Source organism: Candidatus Tokpelaia sp. (genome assembly GCF_008636115.1).
GTDB lineage: Bacteria > Pseudomonadota > Alphaproteobacteria > Rhizobiales > Rhizobiaceae > QLZD01.
The window spans coordinates 1-19,230 of record NZ_QLZD01000011.1 but is presented as its reverse complement, the minus strand read 5'-3'; the positions used below and the strand labels follow the sequence as shown (position 1 = coordinate 19,230).

Here is a 19,230-nt window from a genome sequence, read left to right as displayed (position 1 = left end):
CAGCTCAGGGCCAGACTTTAGGTGCTGCCCGTCCAGTCTCTACACCTTCCTTGTTGCGCCGATTATTGCGGCAATAAGGCTTGGCTCGGGATTGGCATAGGCCGCGCGTAATGCAAACAGCGGGCCTGAAGCTTTCCCCGAATTTGAGCAGATTCACTATGCCGTTTCCGTATCATAGTGCCCAATTTCAGGAATCCTGTGCTCTATCCAACTGAGCTACGTGGACTTTAGCCTCCGGGTTTTAGCCAATTTGTCGGGAGCAATCAATCACCCGCCGGGAGTTTTTACAAAAATTTCTGCCAAAAAGCGATAATTCCCGGTTTTTCCAGCCCTGATGAGAAAATCGCCCGGTCTGGATTAGGCTGCCCGGCTGCTTTTATAAGCCGGCCGCCTTGATAATAAGGTGATAAGGTTTTGGGAATAAAACCGGTTCTGCGTGTTTGTTTTTAACTTTTATCGGCTAATCTGGCGCTTGTTTATTATGGATTTGTGCCCGATATTGCCTGGATAGCTGCCGGCACTGTAAGACAGGATATTGCTGATGCGCCCCCCACCGCTAAAACCTGCTCATGCCATAGAGCATTTTCTGGAAATGATGAGCGCAGAAAGAGGGGCAGCGCCCAACAGCCTGGAATCTTATCGCCGTGATCTGGATTGGGCGGCAGAAAACCTGCCGCAATTTGCCGCCGATTTATTGGGGGCGCCGCCGGCAGCCTTGACCGCCTTGCTGGCAGAAATGGCCGGACAAGGTTTTTCCCCCGCCAGTCAGGCACGCCGTCTTTCTGCACTGCGGCAATTTTACCGCTTTTTATACAGTGAGGGGCTGCGCCGGGACGACCCGACTTCCATGCTGGAATCGCCGCGTAAAAAACAGGCTTTGCCAAAAATCCTGCATGAGGAGGAGGTGGCGCGCCTGGTAGATTATGCCAGAGCGGAGCTTGCCGCCGCTGCCGGTAAAGCCGCTGCGCATAAACGGGCTGTGCGGCTATTATCATTGCTGCTGCTGCTTTATGCCACGGGTTTGCGTATTTCCGAGCTGGTGCAACTGCCGGCGGGCGCATTTGCCGCCGGGCTTGATTATATTATGGTCACCGGCAAAGGCGGCAAAGAGCGGTTAGTGCCGTTAAGCGGTGAGGCGCGGGCGGCAGTAGAAGCCTGGCTGGCGGTGCGCGCCGGGACAAAGGCGCCTGTGGCTGGACAGGCCGGCCGGGGGCGGCAGGCGCAAACAAACAATAGCGCGCGGGTTGGCGGGCGGCAGGCGCCGGCAAAAACGGCTAAAAGCCCGTGGCTTTACCCGGCTGCCGGCGGCAAGAGGCACCTGGCGCGACAAGTAGCGGCACGTGAGCTAAAGGCGCTGGCGGCGCGCGCCGGCCTGTCCGCTGCTGTTTTTTCGCCGCATGTGCTGCGCCATGCTTTTGCCAGCCATTTATTGCAAAACGGCGCCGATTTGCGCGCTGTGCAGCAGCTATTGGGCCATGCCGATATTTCTACCACACAAATTTATACGCATATTCGTGAGGAAAAACTGCACCGGTTTGTGCAAATGACCCACCCGCTGGCGCGTGAGCAAAAATAGGCTGAAAAACGGCAAAAACCGTAAATCCGGCACGGCGCGGCGGTTTTGTGCCTTTTGCCCGGCCTCGCGCCGGGCCGGGTCGGCGCGCTTTGCCGCGCTTTTTGTCCGGGCGCTTGCTAAAATCCTCATTTTTGGTTACACTAAAAGCCGCAGGGTTGTGCGGGGCAGTATCGGCACGGAACAAAATTTGCTGTTTCGGTTTTTGTAACAAGCGCCGCTATGGCAAAAGCGGGGTTTAGCCAAATCGGGTTTTATCAATGTATCATTATCTGGATTTTGAAAAAGCAGTGGCAGATCTGGAGGCCCAGATATTTGAATTGAAAAAACTTGCCGCGGCGGAAGACAAGATTGACACAGAGGAAGAAATTGCCAGGCTGGAAAAGCGCGTCCAAAGCGGCTTGCGCGATATTTATAAAAAGCTGACGCCCTGGCAAAAAACGCAAGTGGCGCGCCACCCTGATCGCCCGCATTTTCTCCATTATGCCAAACGCCTGTTTACCGATATAGTGCCGCTTGCCGGCGATCGCAAATTTGCTGAAGATGAGGCTTTGCAGGCCGGCTTCGCCCGCTTTCGCGGCGAGGCTGTGGCCTTTTTGGGGCTGGAAAAAGGGCATGATACCCAAACAAGGCTGAAACATAATTTCGGCTCGGCCCGGCCTGAGGGCTATCGCAAGGCAGCGCGTATTATGGAAATGGCAGATCGCTTCAAATTGCCGGTTTTATCGCTGGTGGATACAGCCGGCGCTTATCCCGGAGTGAGCGCAGAAGAACGCGGTCAGGCCGAGGCTATTGCCCGCTCCACCGCGCAAATGCTTAATCTGCAAGTGCCGGTTATTGCCGTGATTATCGGCGAAGGCGGCTCCGGCGGGGCGATTGCCATTGCTGCCGCCAATCGCGTTTATATGCTGGAACATGCCATATATTCCGTCATTTCACCTGAGGGCGCGGCTTCTATTTTGTGGCGTGATGCCGGCCGCGCCAAAGAGGCTGCCACTAATATGCGCATTACCGCGCAGGATTTATTTGGCATGGAAGTGATTGACGGCATTATCCCTGAGCCCGCCGGCGGCGCGCATCGCGATGCGCAAATGATGATTGATGAGACCGGCAATGTTATTGCCAAAGCTCTGGCCGAGCTTGTCGCCAAAGACGGCGAAACTTTGCGCGAGGAGCGGCGCGCCAAATATTTGCAAATCGGCCACTCTCTCTAGCTTTTTCGTGCATAATCTATGCCGGCCTGTATTTCGGCCGCTCCTCCGGCTTTTGGCGGTTGGGGCCCGGCTTCCGCAGCGGGCAGGCGGCTTGCTGCTTTGGTTAAAAATATAGTAACCAGTCCCGGCAAATATTTACAAAAAATTTGCTTTTGCTCCGGCATGATGAAGAAATACTTTATTTTTTGCGTCAATCAGGGTATAATGAAAGCCGGTTTTACAGAAATTTATTTGTTTTGCAGTGCGTTAGGGCGGTAAAATCGGGGTTGCCGGGCGATGGGACGGGTAAAAGCGGTTAATTTGTGACAAAATAGCTTTTTGTCAGCCTGCCGCGGCGGTTCTCTATCAATCGTCTTGGGTCAAGGAGCGTTGATGATGAAATTCAAATCAGCTATATTTCTGGCTTCTCTCATGAGTGTTGCCTTATTATCGGCAGGCTGCAACAGCGGTGATATACCGCGTGCCAGGCGGGCAATGCAACCTTTGCCGGCGCCTGTCCAGAGCAAAATGGCGAAAATGGATATGCCGACTCATTCGCCCATTATGATTCGTCTGTTTAAGGAAGAAAATACTCTGGAAGTGTGGAAGCAGCAGCGCAACGGGCGCTACGGTCTGATTGCGCAATATGATATTTGCAAATGGTCGGGCAAATTGGGGCCGAAATATATGGAAGGGGATCGCCAGGCGCCGGAAGGGTTTTATACTATTACCCGCGCGCAGATGAATCCTAATTCCAGCTATTATCTCTCCTTTGATCTGGGCTTCCCCAATGCTTATGATCAGGCGCATGGCCGCACGGGCCGATATTTAATGGTGCACGGCTCCTGTTCTTCTGCCGGCTGTTATTCCATGACCGATAAAAGTGTGGCGCAGATTTATGCTTTCGGGCGTGATGCTTTTATTGGCGGCCAGCGCTCTTTTCAGGTAGAGGCCTTCCCCTTCCGCATGACGCATGAAAATATGCTGCGTTACCGCAAGGATCCGAATTATCCGTTCTGGGTGATGCTGAAACAGGGCTATGACGCATTTGAGACAACAAAAACGCCGCCGCGTATTGATGTTTGCAATGGCCGTTATGTCTTTAACAGTGTTTCCGGTTGTGCCGGCGGCGCTGCTTTGCAGACAGCTTTTGCTCCATCTTCTGCCGATAATCTGGCTGCCGCTGCCGGTGCTTTTGAACCGTCTTCCTTAAAGGCGCCTTCGCCCTCTATTCTCAATCGTGAGGAAGCAGGCCTGGTGGCGAATTGGAGCAAACGCCGCGCGGCCGGCCAGCGGGTTTCAGTTCAGCCGCCTTCGCTGACTGCTCCTTCGGCAGAAAAACCGGGGGCACCGGATATTGTGACCGAAAGCGGCCGCCCGGTGCGCGGCTAAAACTGCCTTCTTTGGGAAGGTAATCCGGCTGTGGCCTCGGCTGCTTTTGCGCTGCCTTCCTTCCTGCCGGCTGTAACCTGGCGGGGCGGAGCGCGAACTCTGCCCGCGGGCAGAGAGAGCGCCGTTTTTCTCCTTTATATGTTTATTATCAGGAATAAGGCTTCTGCCCGGTGCGGCTTATGGATAAAAGCGGATACAGCCTGATATATGAGCAAGCATTGGCAGCGCCTGGCTGCATTTTCTGTTTGGCTGTAATCCCCAATTCAGGAACTGCTGAAGCGAGTATTTTGGCTTGACCGCCTTATTTGACAATGCCGAACTTAACCGGCGCCAGCCGTTGCGGTTTGACCGCATTTTTGCCTCTCTACTGAATTAAGCCGTGAAACGCGCTTTTGACACTTGACTCGGCTCCATTAAATCCGTAAACTCTCCCCCATAATCCCGTGGAATCCTCTTTTCTGCGGCTGTGCCGCAAGAAAATGATGAAGCGCCTCCCCATGTGCTCCGGCCATGGGGTTTTTTTATAATATTTTAGCATGAGGCCGGGGGAGTATGCGTGTTTGCTTTTATATAGACGGTTTTAATCTCTATCACAAAATTGCCGAACTGCCCAACAAAGCAACGCCTGATAAAAGCCTGCGCTGGCTTGACCTCTCAGCTCTGGCCAAAAAATTGCGCTTCCGCTCCGATGAACAGATAGAAAAAGTTTATTATTTTTCTGCTTTTGCCGATTGGCTGCCTGCTTCCAGGCAGCGGCACAAGGCTTACGTAAAGGCTTTGGAGTATAGCGGCGTTCGGGTCATTTTAGGCAAGTTTAAAGAAAAAGGCGCTAGCTGCCCCCGCTGTCACCATAATTGGAAAAAACACGAAGAAAAAGAAAGCGATGTTAACCTGGCTTTGCATGTGCTTCAAGACGCTTACGAAGATATATATGACCGCGCTTATATAATCTCGGCCGACAGTGATATGATTCCGGCCATGCGCATGGTAAAGGCAAAATTTCTGCAAAAGGAAATTTGCGCTGTTTTCCCGCCGAATTCCGGCGGCACGAAGAATCTCAAACAAGTGGCCGACAGCAATAAAAAGATTACGCCTCTGCAAATTTATTCCTGCCTGTTTCCATCTGTCTTATGCGATCAAGCAGGGAGAATAGTCGCCTGCTGTCCGCAAGAATGGTGTTAAAGCGGCCGCCGGCTCGGCTTCTTTGCCGGGCTAATTCAGGCCGTATAATATAATATTATGTGCAAGCCGCCTCGGTGCCTGCTCTGGCTGTGCTTTCTGCCGGTTTTTTTGCTTTATTCTCATATTAAAGCCGAGCCGGCCTTGCCGGCGCCGGATTATCGCAAAGGCTGCGAGGGGAAGAAGAGGCGCACGCTATTGCATATCGGGCGGATACGCGCAGAAAACGGCTGATACAGAGGCTGCCTGCCTTGATTATAAGCGGCAGCGCGGCCGGGCAGGGCATAGTTTTTGCTGCCGGCTGTCTTTATTATCGATTCACGCTCACAGGAGGCAAGCCTGTTGCCGCCTTTTATCGTGCCGCTATAATTGTAAACCCGGAATAGCCAGCGGATTATCGCTTAAAGCGGCGTAATCCGCCCGGTCAATGGCGGGGATATTGCGGCAGGATTCCCACAAATTGCGCAATTCTTCTTCAGCCACCCCATCTGCAATCACTACAAGGCGGCTGCTTTTTACCGCCTCCCTGCCGCTATTATTGAAAGGCTGCGGCGGATAAATCTGCCCTTGCACTGCCTGTAAAATCCAGCCGTTTTTCTTGTTTTTATCGCTGTAGATCAGGCCTTTTAAACGCAAAATCCGCTCACCGTAACGCTGCCCCAGTTGCCCGGCAAAATATTCCGCCGCGGCCAGCGGCACCGGCTCTGTCGCTGTCAGCACATAAGCGCGGATTGCCTCTTTATGACTGGTGGCGGCATGTTTACCGTCACAGCCTGCCCGGCTATGCGCTTTTTGTCTCTCATGGCCCCCATGCTCCGGCTGTCGGCCGTGCTTTTGCCCCTCATGACTATCACCCGGCATCGCAGCGGCGTGCCTGTTTTGCTCCCCGGCCAAAGGGGAAGCCAGCAGCTTTTCAGCAAAAACTGCTTCTGCTGCCGCATTAGCTGTCGGCGGCGCGACCATAATTTCGGCCGCTGCCGCGCTATTATGCAATCGTGTGAGCAAGCGCGGCAGAGCCGTTTTACCGGCTTTTATATCGGTTTTACTGATAATAATTTTATCGGCAAAGGCGATTTGCCGCCGCGCCTCAATGAAACGGTTGAGATTGGCTTCTCCCTTTATGGCGTCTAACACGCCTATCACTTGCGTCAAAGTGATAAAAGGCTGTAAAAAAGGCGCGCCAAGCACAGCGCGTATAATCGGCGCCGGGTCGGACAGCCCGGTTGTTTCAATAATAATGCGGCGCAAATATGCACTATCACCTTTATCGGCCCGCGCCAGCAAAGCGGCGATTGTATCAGGCAAATCGCCTTTTATTGTGCAGCACAGGCAGCCATTCGTCAGCTCTATCGTGGCCTCATCGGCGGTCGCGATCAGCATGGCGTCCAGGCCGGCGGCGCCGAATTCATTGATAATAAAGCCGGTTTGCGCCAGATAATTTGCCCGCAGCAGGCGGTTAAGCAGGCTGGTTTTGCCGGCGCCAAAAAAACCTGTTACGATGATGACGGGAATTTTTTGCAGTTTCTGTTTTAACATATTCAGCGAGCATTCGCTGTGGCGGACGGCTCTCCGCCTGCCGGTTTTATAGTATTTTTTGCGCCGGCCCCCCTTGTTTTACTGCCTTGTGCCTTTTTGCTTTTTGCCAGCGGCTCAGGCCTTGGCTCGTAAATCGGCCGCACCGCTACGGCCGGCGGCCGATCTGATAAAACCTCAATAAAAGGTGAGTTGAAAATCGGCCGGCCTTTTTCATCGCGATATTGCATACGCCGGCGGCTGGCTTCCGCATTGCAGATTTGCCCGCGCAAATTGGCGGCCTGCATTTGATTATCGCCATAAGGTCTGAGTGTTGCCAGACTTATGCGCGCCGAGCCGGATTTTTTAAAACCCTGGCTTAGCAAATGCGCGGCCATATCTTCACGCAGATCAATGCGGTCGGCACCCAGCACAACAGTAATAATTGTTCGCCCGCCCCGCGTGGCTGAGGCGACAAGATTAAAGCCTGAAGCGCAAATAAAACCGGTTTTCATGCCATCGGCGCCATCATAGCGGCCGATCAGATTATTGGAATTGGGCTGAATTCTCCTGCCTTTGCCGAAATCAATGGCGGGAATGTCAAAATAATGGGCATATTGAGGAAAATCGCGCCGCAACTGCACCGCCAAAACCGCTATATCGCGCGCATTGGAATAATTTTGTTCATCAGGCAGGCCGCTGGGATTGGCAAAATGCGTGCCGGTCATACCCAGTCTTTGCGCCTGTTCATTCATGGCCTCAACAAAAGCGGCCGCTGAGCCTTTTACCGCTTCGCCAACCGCATTGGCCATATCATTGGCCGATTTTACCAGCATAACAGTCAGCGCCGTATCCAATGTGAGGGTGGAGCCGGCGCGCCAGCCTGAAAGACTGGGCGCAACATGTGCCGCCTGGGCAGAAAGCCGGATTGGCGTTTGCAGGCTTATCAAACCGGCCTCCAGTGCCTGAAAGGTGACATAAGCAGTCATCATTTTGGTGAGGGAAGCGGGATACCAGCGATCAAAAGCCTGATTATGCGCCAGCACGCGGCCATTCATATCGACTGTAATATAAGGCGCGGCCATTGCCGGGTTCAGGCATAAAACAAGCAGAAGAGGCATCAACAAATGCGGGATTTTTTTATACATTATAAATTTCTCTATTGGTCTGCCTTACAGGCGGCTCTTGCGTCCCCGCATGCTTGAGTTGCTTTTGCCGCCAAAGAACCGCAGCTTTGCCTGCTTTCGGCAGTTTAACTTTTTCCGGCAATTTCTGCAATTTTATTTTCTGCAATTTTCGTTTAAAAATACTCACGCTCTGATAAAAAATGCTTTATGATGGCGCATTAAAGCTGTCATAGTGTGAGACTGCTGTGAGAGCGGGCAATCAGGGAGAATAAAGGAGCGCGCACATGTATGAACGCATTCTTGTGGCAAGCGATGGTTCGGAACTGGCTGAAAGAGGGGTTGATGCCGGCATAGAACTGGCAAAAAAAACCGGGGGAGAGCTGTTTTTTGTGACAGTGACCAGCCTTATGCCGTCTTACAGCATGACAGTGGGGGCAGAATGGGCCGCCAGCCCCGGCACTTTTGAGGATTATCGCCATGAAATGGAAAGCGGCGCCAAAACAATTTTGGACGCAGCCATGGCCAAGGCCAAAAAAGCCAAAATAAAGGCGCAGGGTCTGCATCGTGAAAATCAGCTTGCGGCGGCGGGCATTGTCGATGCCGCCAAAGAATATCAGGCCGATCTGATTATTATTGCTTCACACGGGCGCAGCGGTGTGCATAAGCTGCTTTTGGGCAGTCAGACGGCAGAAGTTATGAAAATGAGCGAATTGCCGGTGCTGGTGGTAAAATAATAATCATTGCCGATCTGGCGCCGCAATGTCCTGGCGCCTTGCAATCAAATAGGGCGCAGGTGGAAACAGGGTATTGCGGCGAGTCTTTGTGATCCACCGGCGCAGTAGTCTTACGGCTTTGGCGGTTGTTTTAATAGTGCCTGCCGGCCTTTGTGCTGCCGGTTGTTCCGCCTGCCATTGCGCCCTGTGATTATGCCGGTGCGCAAAAGACGCGCGGCTGCGGCGCAGGCCAGACAGGCGGGAGCCGGGGCGCCGGCGTGGGAGCAAACCAGCCCTGTTGGCACTGTCCGGGCTTTATTATACGCGGAAAGCGTGGGGTGCGCTGCGATACAGGCGGCGGCGGATAAAAATGCACAAAATGATTTTGGCGCTGTCACCGGGGAGGAAAATGGCATTGAGCCATAAGGCTTGCGTGAGGGAGATTTTGGTGAGGAAGATGAGCCAGGCAATGCCTGCCGCATAAAGGGCGATAATGCCGCCCACAGCCATAAAGAGAAATTCCTGCGCTATAATGGGGTGCGGCCAATAGTAATAGGCCAGGCCGGTAATCAGCGCCGCCAGGCCAAACCCGCCAATATAGCCGCCCATTGGCCCCATAAAAGCGGCCGGGCCGGTGCTGCCGCCGGCAAAAGCCAGCCCGGCCAGCAATAATATCCAGAACAGAGCTACTGCATAAAAGCCGCGTTTTGCTCCAAGGCAGGCGCCGGCCAGTATTGGCCCCATAGAATGCAGGCTGAGCGGCACAGCGGGGAAAAACGGCACAAAAACCGGCGGCACAAAGCCGAGAGCGGTGATAAAGGCAGCAAACAGCGCTATAGCGGCAATATCACGAATAGTCATGAATCTTCTCGCTCTTCATCATCAAAACCGCGCGCTTCTATTGCCTGGGCAATATCTTCCTGCATAGTGACGAGGCGGGAGAGCCACAGGCTGATAAGCAGGCCCAGGCGGGCTAAAGATTGTGCGCCGCCGCGCGCCTGTTGTGCTGCCCTTATATCATGCCAGATTTGCCGTGTCAGCGGCATAAAACGCAAAGTCAAGGCCAGCGCCAAAGCGGTTTGGCGCGGCTTCAGGCCAAATGGTGCCAATACACGCAGCGCCCGCTCCAGCGCTGCCAGCAAAGCGCTGTTTGCTGTCGTGGCGGTAACCGCAGCGGCAAAACCCAGTAAGGCAAACAGCCGCAAAGCGGCGCGCCCTGCTGCGGCAAAATCTGTGGCGAAAAACTGAAACAGAAACAGCAGCAGCGCCAGAATGGCAGCGGGGAACAGGCAGCGCCCAAGGCTGCCTACGGAAAAGCCCGCCAGCCTGTAAATTATAATGGGCGCGGCCGCCAGACCGGCTAAAATCACTATATTATCAATAAAAAACAGGATAAAGCTTAAGGCAAACAGCGCCGCCAGCTTGATAGAAGGGGCAAGATTAAAGAAAAAGGCGGGCGGGCGGCATAACATAACGGGCTTTGGCTCCTGTCACAATTTTCCGGCAGTTTATTGGCCATTATTTCTCCGGCCATTTGTGCGGCGGCCAGTCTTCTGCTGTTGCCGGCCATTGGCCGGCCGGGCCTGTTTCTCCCGGCCGTGTCACGGGCGGGCCTTTATCAGTTCTTCATAAAAAACGATAGACTGAGGCGGGGTGCCGTCATAAATAATTTGCCCTTTATCCATAACCAGCACGCGATCAAAGCCCGCCAGCAGCGCCATATCATGCGTAACTATTATCAGCCGCTGCGGCAGTGTGCGCAGCAGGTTTGCCATGCGGTTTTTATGGCGCAAATCAAGCTGGGTTGTCGGTTCGTCCAGCACAATAATTTCCGGCTGCATAATCAGCACGCCGCACAGCGCCAGCAACTGTTTTTGCCCGCCGCTTAAAATGCGGGCCGGGCTGTCGGCAAAAGGGGTGAGGCCGTATTCTGCCATAATAGCGCCCACTCTGGCGGCAATTTCCGCTTTTGGCCGGCGCAAATTATGCAGGCCAAAGGCAATATCTTCTGCCACTGTCGGCTGAATGATCTGCATATCAGGGTTTTGAAAGACAAAACCGACTTTACGCCGCACGGCGGCCTTGTCGCGCGGCAGCGCCAGCCCGTCCACACTGATATGGCCGGCGCTTGGCGGCAGCAGGCCGTTAATGAGCCGGATAAAAGAGCTTTTGCCGCTGCCATTGGCGCCAATAAGGCCAATGCGCCGCTCAGTCAGGCGTAAGCTCAACGGGCGCAGCACGGCCTGCCCGTCAATGACCACTTCCACTTTGTCAAAAATAATGCTTTTTTCCGGCTGCGGCATTTATGGCCCATAATTATGGGCGGTGCGGCGGCGACAGAGAATACGGCAGCCGCAACTGCGCCGGCAGGTGGAAGATCCGCTGCGCCGGCCGCCGCGTTGCGGCCTGGGGTCAAACAAATCGGCCAGTTGTTCGGTCATGGCGCCGGCCAGCTCTTCCACTCCGACAATGGTCAGTGCCTTGCGATAATAGCGGGTGACATCATGGCCAATACCAATAGCAATCAGCTCTATAGGTGATTCTGCCTCTATTTTCTGAATCACGGCGCGCAAATGCCGCTCCAGATAAGTGCCGGCATTGACAGAAAGGGTAGAATCATCAACCGGCGCGCCGTCTGAAATCATCATTAAAATCCGGCGTTTTTCCTGCCGCTCCAGCAGGCGCTGGTGTGCCCATATCAGCGCCTCGCCGTCAATATTTTCTTTTAGCAGGCCTTCGCGCATCATCAGCCCCAGATTGCGGCGGGCGCGCCGCCACGGGCTGTCGCCGCTTTTATAGATAATATGGCGCAAATCATTCAGCCGCCCCGGCGCTGCCGGTTTGCCCGCTTTCAGCCATTGCTCGCGCGCTTTGCCGCCTTTCCATGCTCTGGTGGTAAAGCCCAGAATCTCCACTTTGACGCCGCAGCGCTCCAATGTATGCGCCAGAATATCCACACAAATGGCTGCCACTGTTATCGGCCGGCCGCGCATGGAGCCGGAATTATCTATTAACAGGCTTACCACTGTATCGCGAAATTCGGTATCACGCTCCTGCTTGAAGGAAAGCGGCATAGTCGGATCGGTAATAATGCGCGGCAGCCGCGCCGTATCGATCAAGCCTTCTTCCAGGTCGAAATCCCAGGCGCGGTTTTGCTGAGCCTGCAGGCGGCGCTGCAGCCGGTTGGCCAGGCGGCCGATAATGCCCTGCAATTTACCCAAATGCTTGTCGAGAAAGCTGCGTAATTGCTCAAGCTCGGCGGCGCTGCATAAATCTCCTGCTTCCACGGTTTCATCAAAAGCGCGGGTATAAATTTTATAATCGCCCAAATGCTCCATATCAAAAGCAGCGTGCCGGTTGAGTGCTGCCTCAGTGGCGCTTTCCTCACCTTTGCTGTGGCGCAATTCCCGGCTCTCTGCCTGTTCTTCTGCTGTTTCTTCCGCCTGGCGGTTTTCCTCTTCTTCCGCTCCTGTTCCTTCAGCATTTTCGGCTTGCCTGCTGTCTTTTTCCGCCTCATTTTGCGGTTTGTCTTCCCGGTTTCCCGGCTGCTCTTCCTCATGCTTCGGCAGAGTTTCCGGCTCCTCAGGCGCTGTTGCCTCCAGCGTTTCCGCCATCTTCACCGCCGCCAGCAAAGCGCGCACTGTCCGGGCAAAAGCGGGCTGATTATTTAAAGCTTTTTTAAGTGCGCCAATATGCTTGTCTATTTTTGCTCCCAGTTCCGGGCGCCATAATCCGGGCACCGATCCGGCCTCCGGCGGCAGCGGGCGGCCGGTCAATTTCTCCCGCAGCAGCAGGGTCAGCGCTTCTGCCGCCGGCATATCTTCCTTGCCGGTCATGGCGGCATAATGGGCGGTGCGGCATTGCTCGGCCAGAACTGCGTCAAGATTCCCGGCTACGCCCTGCATGGTCAGGGCACCCAGAGCCTCCAGCCGCACTTGCTCCAGATTGTCAAATATAGTCTGTGCTTTAGCCGCCTTTGGCCGCATCGATGCGTGGATTGCGTTATTATGCCAGGCCCGGCGCAGGCTGAGAGAATCACCAAAGCCGCGAATAAGCGCCAAATCCCGCTTTGTCGGCTTTTTCGGCATATCAGGCAGGCGCGCTTTTTCTGCCGTCAAAGACGGCCGGTCACGGCCAAAGGAAACCTCTAAATGCGGGCTTCCGGCAATAGTGCGCATGCAAATGCGCACTGCCTGCCGGAACGGCTCATAATCCGCCTTTGGCGGCACTGTTTTCAGCCTGTTATCGCCGGGTTTTGCTGCCATATTTTATCTTCTGCTTTTGCGTGTTTCCGCTGTGCTTATTTCAGGCAAATACGGCATTAACGGTAGATTCAGGCAAATCTTCACCAAAAACGCGCTGGTAAAATTCGGCAATAAGCGGCCGTTCCAGCTCATCACATTTATTGAGAAAAGTGAGCCGAAAGGCAAAGCCAAGATTTTTGAAAATTTCGCTATTTTCTGCCCAGGTGAGAACTGTGCGCGGACTCATCAAGGTAGAAATATCGCCATTGATAAAAGCCTGTCGGGTCATATCGGCCAGCCGCACCATATTGGCAACAGTTTTCTTGCCTTCCGCATTGCGGAAATGGGGCGCTTTGGCCAGGATAATGCGCGTTTCCGCATCATGCGGCAAATAATTCAGATTGGCGACAATAGACCAGCGATCCATTTGCGCCTGATTGATTTGCTGTGTGCCGTGATAAAGGCCGGTTGTATCGCCCAGGCCGACCGTATTGGCCGTTGCAAACAGGCGAAAGGCGGGGTGCGGCTCCAGCACGCGGTTCTGGTCAAGCAGCGTCAGACGGCCGGAAGTTTCCAATATACGCTGGATAACAAACATGACATCAGGCCGGCCGGCATCATATTCATCAAATACCAGCGCAATATTATGCTGATAGGCCCAAGGCAAAATGCCGTCTTTAAATTCGGTAATCTGTTTGCCGTCCCGCAGGATAATGGCATCTTTGCCGATAAGGTCAATCCGGCTGATATGGCTGTCGAGGTTAAGGCGCACACAGGGCCAGTTCAGCCTTGCGGCCACTTGCTCAATATGGGTGGATTTGCCGGTGCCGTGATAGCCGGCAATCATCACCCGGCGATTATAGGCAAAACCGGCCAGCACGGCCAAAGTAGTATCATGGTCAAAAATATAATCAGGATCAACCGCCGGCACATGAGCATTGGCACTGCTATAGCCCGGTGCTTTCATATCGCTATCAAGGCCGAAAGCCTTGCGCACCGAAATTTTGGCTTCGGGCAAGGCATTGTTTGCAGCATTATTCTCTGTCATTTTGTCTCCGTTGGGCGGCGGGCCTTTTGTGACCGCACAGGCAGGTCAAAACTGAAACCTCCCTTTGTTTATTCCCAAAACAGCGAGAAAACAAGGAAGGAAACGCCGTTTTGTCAAAACTTGTTGCTGTTTATCATATTTTGGCACCGGTAAGGGCCGTTTGCAATTCCGCCTTGGCCTCCCGGGAAAGATTTTCAGCAAAAACCGGCGCTTTTCAGCAGATTATAGGCTTGCAATACTTCACGAAAGCGCTCTTCAGAGCTGCGATCGCCGCCATTGGAATCCGGGTGGTGCATTTTTACCAGAAATTTATAGCGCGCTTTAATCGCCTTTTTATCGGCATGCTCCTCCAGCCCCATAGTGGCAAAAGCCTTGGCCTCCAGCGTTTTCAGCCGGCGCTGCGCCCCTTGCGGCGTGCTTGCTGCCGCCCGTTTTTTGGCAGCAGAGACAAAGGAAGCGCCCATGCGGTGCAGCGCGCTGGCCGAACCTGAGCGGATAGAGGAAAAAGCAGTGGCAGTATGCAATTTTGCGCCACTGCTGCCGGTAGAAGTTTCCCATGTCGGGCGGTGGCCTGTCAGCGCATCTTTCTGAAATCTGGCCACAGCTTCATCAGACAGGCCGGAAAAATAGTTGAAATTTTTATTATATTCACGCACATGTTCCAGGCAGAAATAGAGATATTGCCCTTCATGATTACGCCCTGCCGGGGCTTTATGCGTTCCCGCTTTGTCGCAGCCCTGCCACTGGCATTTTTGCACTGCCGGTTCAGCGCCGCTGGCGCCAAGGGGCTTTTTGGGGCGGATACGCAGCATATCAAAATATTTGGAATCAGCAGACATAAGGGATATACCAATAGAAATTGCAGCTTGGGGCAGGCGCAGCGCCTGGCGGCGGTTGACATTCCGGCCGGCCTGTCTGAATATTAGCGGAAAATCAGGTAATAATTCAAGCTTTTTGGCGGATTTCCGCTGCTTTTGCCGCCAATATTGCCTGGAAAGCCTGTTTTCTGCTCCTTCCGCCGTGCCTTTTAATAAAAGCGGAGAAATTATGTCCGATACATGCACAAATTCCATTCACGACAAAATAGCGAAAAAACTCACTGCATATTTTGCCCCGGAAAAGCTGGAAATTATCAATGAAAGCGCTCATCATCAAGGGCATAGCGGCCATTATGGCGGGGTTAAAGCCGAGACCGGCGAGACACATTTTTGTGTTATCATTACGGCCGCGCATTTTGCCGGTATGAGCCGGCCGGAGCGCCATCGCGCTGTTTATCAGGTGCTGGCGGAAGAATTGCGCGGCGGCGTCCACGCTTTGGCGCTGACAATCAAAGCCCCGGGGGAATGAACAGCAGCAATATCTGCCGCTCTGTGACGCGAATTTTCGCAAAGGCTGAAATTTATGAAAGAAGTGCTATTAAGCCGGCATAAAAAAGCGAAAGGGGCTTGATTAGCTACCCTTTCGCCCTCTTGAAACACCCTTACGCTCAAATCCACGGCATAAGGGGAAGCGGTGAATGTTTCCAGACCCGTGGGCTCAATATAGCCAATATTGCCAAAGGCGTCAAGTGCAGCGTTCTGTTTTAAGCCTGCGGCAGGAAGCTGTGCATCAAGGCTAAAACTTGCGCAAATTCTCCCTCTGGCAGGTAAGGTACTATCCTTCTTTCTGCACTTAAGCGTGCAACCGAAACCGAGGTAATATAATTGCAAATAATCCATGATTGTTTCGGCGTTATGCCGCTGATAATTTTATAGGCAGCGGGGTTGCTGTTCTGGGGGCTTGTTGTAAGCGGCAAAATAGTGACGATTCCGTCCAGCCTGGCCTTTTTGGAAATAATGAGAACCGGCCGCATTTTATAAAATTCCGGTAAAATAGCACCATTGGGAAAAGCTGCCGCGCCATTAGGGAAGCGGCAGGCCAGAATTTGCCTGATACGCGGGGCAGATTTTAAACTCGGCTTTTTGTAAGGCGGTTTTTCCTCTTCCATTATTCTTTCTTTCATTGACTTTCTGAGCTTTCCTGACGCTGCTTATAATACAGGCGCATGAAAGGCAAGGAAGTGGCGCAAAAAACAACCGCCGCTAAAAGCAAGGGGCGTTTTGATAAAACAAGTTTTTGTTAATCCGGCGGATTTATGCTGGCGGCCATGGTTAAAAATGCCCCTTCTTCACAGAAATCTGCCGGCGACAGGCAGGAAACTTTATCTTCTATCCCCGCTCAGGCTGAGGTTTTGGCCGCGCGGCGCAACTGGCTGGCGGTTCTGGCTGCTGTGCGCCGTTTTTCACCGCTGACAGTGGCAGCCTATGAGCGCGATAGCCGCCAGTTTTTAAATTTTCTGGCCGAATATAAAGGCGAGGCTGTTTCCCTTGCCGGTTTGCAGGCGGTCGCAATTACCGATTTACGCGCTTTTTTAAGCTGGCGCCGCAATAATGGTGCCGGGATACGCTCTGTCGGCCGCGGTTTGGCGGGTTTGCGCTCTTTCTTCAAATTTCTGGAGCGGCAAGGGCTGGCCGGCAGCGCTGCCGTTAAAATTATTCGCTCGCCGCGCCGGCCAAAAACCTTGCCCAAACCGCTGACTGAAGCAGCGGCAGCCAGGCTAATGCAGCCTGACGCCTGGTCGGAAGAAGAGCCGTGGGTAGCGGCGCGTAATATGGCGGTAATGCTGCTGCTTTACGGCTGCGGTCTGCGCATTGCCGAGGCTTTGTCACTAACAAGCAATGCGATTGCTGCCAATGGGCAAAAGAGCCTGTATATTACCGGCAAAGGCGGTAAAACGCGGCTGGTGCCGCTTTTGCCGATAATAGCGGAAGCAGTGGCACAATATAAAAAACTGTGCCCCTATGTGCTGGAAGGGGAAACGCTGCTGTTTCGCGGTGTGCGCGGCGGCCGGCTTGCCCCCGCTATTATCCAGCGCGGGGTAAAGCAGCTGCGCGCGGCACTGGGGCTTGGCCCGACAGCTACGCCGCATGCGCTGCGCCATTCTTTTGCCACGCATTTGCTGGCGCGCGGCGGCGATTTGCGCATGATTCAGGAGCTTTTAGGCCATGCCGGCCTTGCCACTACGCAAATTTATACGCAAGTGGAAGGAGAAAGATTGCTGGATATTTATAAAAAAGCTTTTCCACGTGCTTGAGTTTGCCGGCCTTTTGCCTGTATTCTGCCCTATATAATGTGATGTTTTGTCGGCGAGATAAAGATGAGCGGTTTTCGCCGGCCGGCAATAATAGCTGGGGCAGGTTATGCGTGAAGAGTTGATTTTAGCTTCCAAAAGCCCGTCCCGGGCGCAAATTTTGCGCCAGGCCGGGCTTGAGGCGGCGATTTGCGGCGCCAATATTGATGAACGCGCTGTAGAGGCTGATTTTATTCAGCATTTTGTCGCCGGCGGGGCGGGACAGGCCGGCCTGTGGACAGCGGCGCCCCGCGAGCAATATGAGGCGGGGCAGGCCGGCATGGGGGAGGCGGCACCTCGTGATCAGTATGATGAGGCAGCTCACGCCGGCATGGGGGGAACCTCGCCCCACCGGCCGGAAGAAGCCGATTTTGTGCCCGATTTACCGCCGGCGCTGGCGCAGGCTCTGGCAAAAGCCAAGGCGGAAGAGGTTTCCCGGCGTTTTCCCGAGGCGGTTATTATTGGTTGTGATCAGATTTTGGAGCTTGACGGTGCAATTTTGCATAAAGCGGCCAATGAAGAAGAGGCCTGTCAGCGCTTATCAGCGCTATCGGGCAAGACTCACCGGCTGCACAGCGCCTTTACCTTGATAAAAGGCGGTGTTGTTTTGAGCGGTTCAGTAGAGACGGCGCAGATGACAATGCGGAGCCTGTCGCCCGATTATATTCGTTCTTATTTGAAACGGGCCGATAAATCAGTATTAAGCAGTGTTGGCGTTTATCAAATAGAAGGGGCGGGTATTCGTTTGTTTGAGGCCATAAAAGGGGATTATTGGGCTATTATCGGCCTGCCTTTATTGCCGCTTTTGCGTGATTTGCGCCGTTTTGGCGCCTGGGCAGATTAAGGTGAATTATGCTTGACCTTACCGCCTGTTTGTCAAAATCTGTCATAGGCGGCTATAGGCCAAAGCAGGGGCAGCGCCGGTTACACACTATTAAAATGAGAGAGAATAATATGGCGGAATTTGCCAGAGCTTTTATCACAGGTTCTCCGGTTGATCGGTCGCTTTCCCCTTATATTCATCATTATTGGCTGCAATTTTACAATTTAAAGGGCAGTTATGAGGCAGTGTCGACCAGTGAGGAGAGTTTCCCCCGCTTTCTGGCGAATATTGGACAAAAAGGCTTTTGCGGCGGCAATATTGCGGCGCCGCATAAAGAGGCGGCTTTGGCGCTGGTGGCGCGCCCAACTGTAGAGGCGGCAAGCCTTGGCGCCGTCAATATGGTGTGGCTGGAAGACGGTCTGTTGTGCGGTGATAATAGTAATTGGCAGGGTTTTATCGCCAATCTGGACGAATATGCTGCCGGCTGGCCAGGCAAGACAGCCTTGATATTGGGTGCCGGCCCCTTTATTCGCGCGGTGATTTATGCGCTGTTACAGCGCGGCTTTACCCGCCTTGTTCTGGCCGGCAGCACGCGCGAGCCTCTGAAAGCTCTGGCCGATTTTTTTCAAAGCAAGACAAAAGCAAGAATAGAAATATGCGCTTTGACTAATGTTAATGAGGTTTTGCCGCAGGCCGGCCTGCTGGTTAATACAGGCGGTCTGGCGCCGGCGGCTGCGTCTCTGTTTGCCGGAGCTGTGGGAGATTCTCCCGGTCAGGCGGAAGAGGCGGGAATTGAGCCGAAACCCTTTGATTTTATGGATTTTAGCCGGGTAAAACCCGGTACAATAGCAGCGGAAAGTGTGGCTCAGGCCTTGCCGACACCTTTTCTACGGGCCGCCGCCGCGGCTGGGCTGAAAACAGTGGACGGGCTGGGTATGTTATTGCACCAGGCGGCCTTTGGTTTTGAACGATGGTTTGGCCAGCGCCCGCTCGTCTCACCGGAATTGCGCAATTATATTGCCGGAATTGCGGCCAGAACAAGCGGCTAAATGGTGAGGCAGAGATTCAGGCAGTAAAACTCGCGCCAGGAGCGATGCACAGCCGGAGGGAGACGGGCAGGTTTGGGCATGAGGGCAGCGGGGAGAAAAGCGATAGAGCCTGATGAGCGGAGCGGCGGCGGTATTGGCCTGATGGAGAACAAGGGCGGATAATGATAATTTTGGGGCTGACAGGGTCTATAAGCTGCCCGCCCAAAAC

18 protein-coding genes and 1 pseudogene are annotated in these 19,230 nt (G+C 53.7%); 10 read left to right on the top strand and 9 right to left on the bottom strand.

The genetic code is table 11. The features are described from left to right. Positions 1-541: 541 nt before the first annotated feature. The 5 genes and pseudogenes from DPQ22_RS00600 to DPQ22_RS00580 all read left to right on the top strand — a co-directional run bounded on the left by DPQ22_RS00600 (position 542) and on the right by DPQ22_RS00580 (position 5,340). The gene (locus DPQ22_RS00600) at positions 542-1,576 is read left to right on the top strand and encodes a tyrosine recombinase (protein WP_150212649.1); all 1,035 of its coding nucleotides are present in this window, start codon (positions 542-544) and stop codon (positions 1,574-1,576) included. Next, positions 1,563-1,784: a hypothetical protein gene (locus DPQ22_RS09010; RefSeq protein ID WP_150212648.1), complete on the top strand. Its 222-nt coding sequence runs from the start codon at positions 1,563-1,565 to the stop codon at positions 1,782-1,784. Before DPQ22_RS00600 ends, DPQ22_RS09010 begins: the two co-directional genes overlap by 14 nt. 49 nt (positions 1,785-1,833) lie before the next feature. Beyond that, positions 1,834-2,787, top strand: a complete 954-nt coding sequence (locus DPQ22_RS00590; protein WP_150212647.1) for an acetyl-CoA carboxylase carboxyltransferase subunit alpha — start codon at positions 1,834-1,836, stop codon at positions 2,785-2,787. Positions 2,788-3,162: 375 nt separating this feature from the next. Further along, positions 3,163-4,125 (top strand): annotated as a pseudogene (locus DPQ22_RS00585) (hypothetical protein); the annotation flags it as partial. Positions 4,126-4,710: 585 nt separating this feature from the next. Next, on the top strand, positions 4,711-5,340 hold the full coding sequence (locus tag DPQ22_RS00580; protein ID WP_150212645.1) for an NYN domain-containing protein: 630 nt from the start codon (positions 4,711-4,713) through the stop codon (positions 5,338-5,340). A gap of 360 nt (positions 5,341-5,700) precedes the next feature. Here the strand turns inward: DPQ22_RS00580 and DPQ22_RS00575 are convergent, their stop codons facing one another. Continuing rightward, the gene (locus DPQ22_RS00575) at positions 5,701-6,873 is read right to left on the bottom strand and encodes a CobW family GTP-binding protein (protein WP_150212644.1); all 1,173 of its coding nucleotides are present in this window, start codon (positions 6,871-6,873) and stop codon (positions 5,701-5,703) included. A gap of 2 nt (positions 6,874-6,875) precedes the next feature. Continuing rightward, the gene (locus DPQ22_RS00570; RefSeq protein WP_150212643.1) at positions 6,876-7,997 is read right to left on the bottom strand and encodes a D-alanyl-D-alanine carboxypeptidase family protein; all 1,122 of its coding nucleotides are present in this window, start codon (positions 7,995-7,997) and stop codon (positions 6,876-6,878) included. A gap of 263 nt (positions 7,998-8,260) precedes the next feature. Here DPQ22_RS00570 and DPQ22_RS00565 point away from each other — a divergent pair, with 263 nt between their 5' ends. Beyond that, the gene (locus tag DPQ22_RS00565) at positions 8,261-8,710 is read left to right on the top strand and encodes a universal stress protein (RefSeq protein WP_150212642.1); all 450 of its coding nucleotides are present in this window, start codon (positions 8,261-8,263) and stop codon (positions 8,708-8,710) included. 297 nt (positions 8,711-9,007) lie between these two features. Here DPQ22_RS00565 and DPQ22_RS00560 read toward each other — a convergent pair whose 3' ends face one another. The 6 genes from DPQ22_RS00560 to DPQ22_RS00535 form a co-directional block, all read right to left on the bottom strand. Continuing rightward, entirely contained in the window at positions 9,008-9,550 is a 543-nt protein-coding gene (locus DPQ22_RS00560; RefSeq protein WP_150212641.1) for a biotin transporter BioY, read from the bottom strand. Next, positions 9,547-10,161, bottom strand: coding sequence for a CbiQ family ECF transporter T component (locus DPQ22_RS00555; protein ID WP_150212640.1), 615 nt, complete (start codon positions 10,159-10,161; stop codon positions 9,547-9,549). The genes DPQ22_RS00560 and DPQ22_RS00555 overlap by 4 nt, the downstream gene beginning before the upstream one ends. A gap of 129 nt (positions 10,162-10,290) precedes the next feature. Then, on the bottom strand, positions 10,291-10,992 hold the full coding sequence (locus DPQ22_RS00550; protein WP_150212639.1) for an energy-coupling factor ABC transporter ATP-binding protein: 702 nt from the start codon (positions 10,990-10,992) through the stop codon (positions 10,291-10,293). Further along, positions 10,993-12,954 carry a cobaltochelatase subunit CobT gene (cobT, locus tag DPQ22_RS00545; RefSeq protein WP_150212638.1) on the bottom strand — a complete coding sequence of 654 codons (1,962 nt, stop codon included), beginning with the start codon at positions 12,952-12,954 and terminating at the stop codon, positions 10,993-10,995. It abuts the gene before it with no gap. A 40-nt stretch (positions 12,955-12,994) separates the two neighbouring features. After that, on the bottom strand, positions 12,995-13,981 hold the full coding sequence (gene cobS / locus DPQ22_RS00540; RefSeq protein WP_150212637.1) for a cobaltochelatase subunit CobS: 987 nt from the start codon (positions 13,979-13,981) through the stop codon (positions 12,995-12,997). A 194-nt stretch (positions 13,982-14,175) separates the two neighbouring features. Next, positions 14,176-14,820, bottom strand: a complete 645-nt coding sequence (locus DPQ22_RS00535) for a J domain-containing protein (RefSeq protein ID WP_150212667.1) — start codon at positions 14,818-14,820, stop codon at positions 14,176-14,178. Between the two features lie 208 nt (positions 14,821-15,028). On the opposite strand from DPQ22_RS00535, the gene DPQ22_RS00530 reads away from it, so the two are divergent. Continuing rightward, positions 15,029-15,328, top strand: coding sequence for a BolA family protein (locus DPQ22_RS00530; RefSeq protein WP_150212636.1), 300 nt, complete (start codon positions 15,029-15,031; stop codon positions 15,326-15,328). 235 nt (positions 15,329-15,563) lie between these two features. Here DPQ22_RS00530 and DPQ22_RS00525 read toward each other — a convergent pair whose 3' ends face one another. Continuing rightward, positions 15,564-15,983, bottom strand: a complete 420-nt coding sequence (locus DPQ22_RS00525) for a type II toxin-antitoxin system PemK/MazF family toxin (protein WP_150212635.1) — start codon at positions 15,981-15,983, stop codon at positions 15,564-15,566. A gap of 132 nt (positions 15,984-16,115) precedes the next feature. Here DPQ22_RS00525 and DPQ22_RS00520 point away from each other — a divergent pair, with 132 nt between their 5' ends. The 3 genes from DPQ22_RS00520 to DPQ22_RS00510 all read left to right on the top strand — a co-directional run bounded on the left by DPQ22_RS00520 (position 16,116) and on the right by DPQ22_RS00510 (position 19,022). Further along, positions 16,116-17,114 (top strand): tyrosine recombinase XerC, encoded by a 999-nt coding sequence (locus tag DPQ22_RS00520; RefSeq protein ID WP_246681413.1) that lies wholly within the window; start codon positions 16,116-16,118, stop codon positions 17,112-17,114. 106 nt (positions 17,115-17,220) lie between these two features. Continuing rightward, on the top strand, positions 17,221-17,994 hold the full coding sequence (locus DPQ22_RS00515; RefSeq protein ID WP_150212634.1) for a Maf family protein: 774 nt from the start codon (positions 17,221-17,223) through the stop codon (positions 17,992-17,994). Positions 17,995-18,002: 8 nt separating this feature from the next. Further along, a complete protein-coding gene (locus DPQ22_RS00510; protein ID WP_246681412.1) occupies positions 18,003-19,022 on the top strand; it encodes a shikimate dehydrogenase in 1,020 nt (339 codons plus the stop codon). Positions 19,023-19,230: the final 208 nt, after the last annotated feature.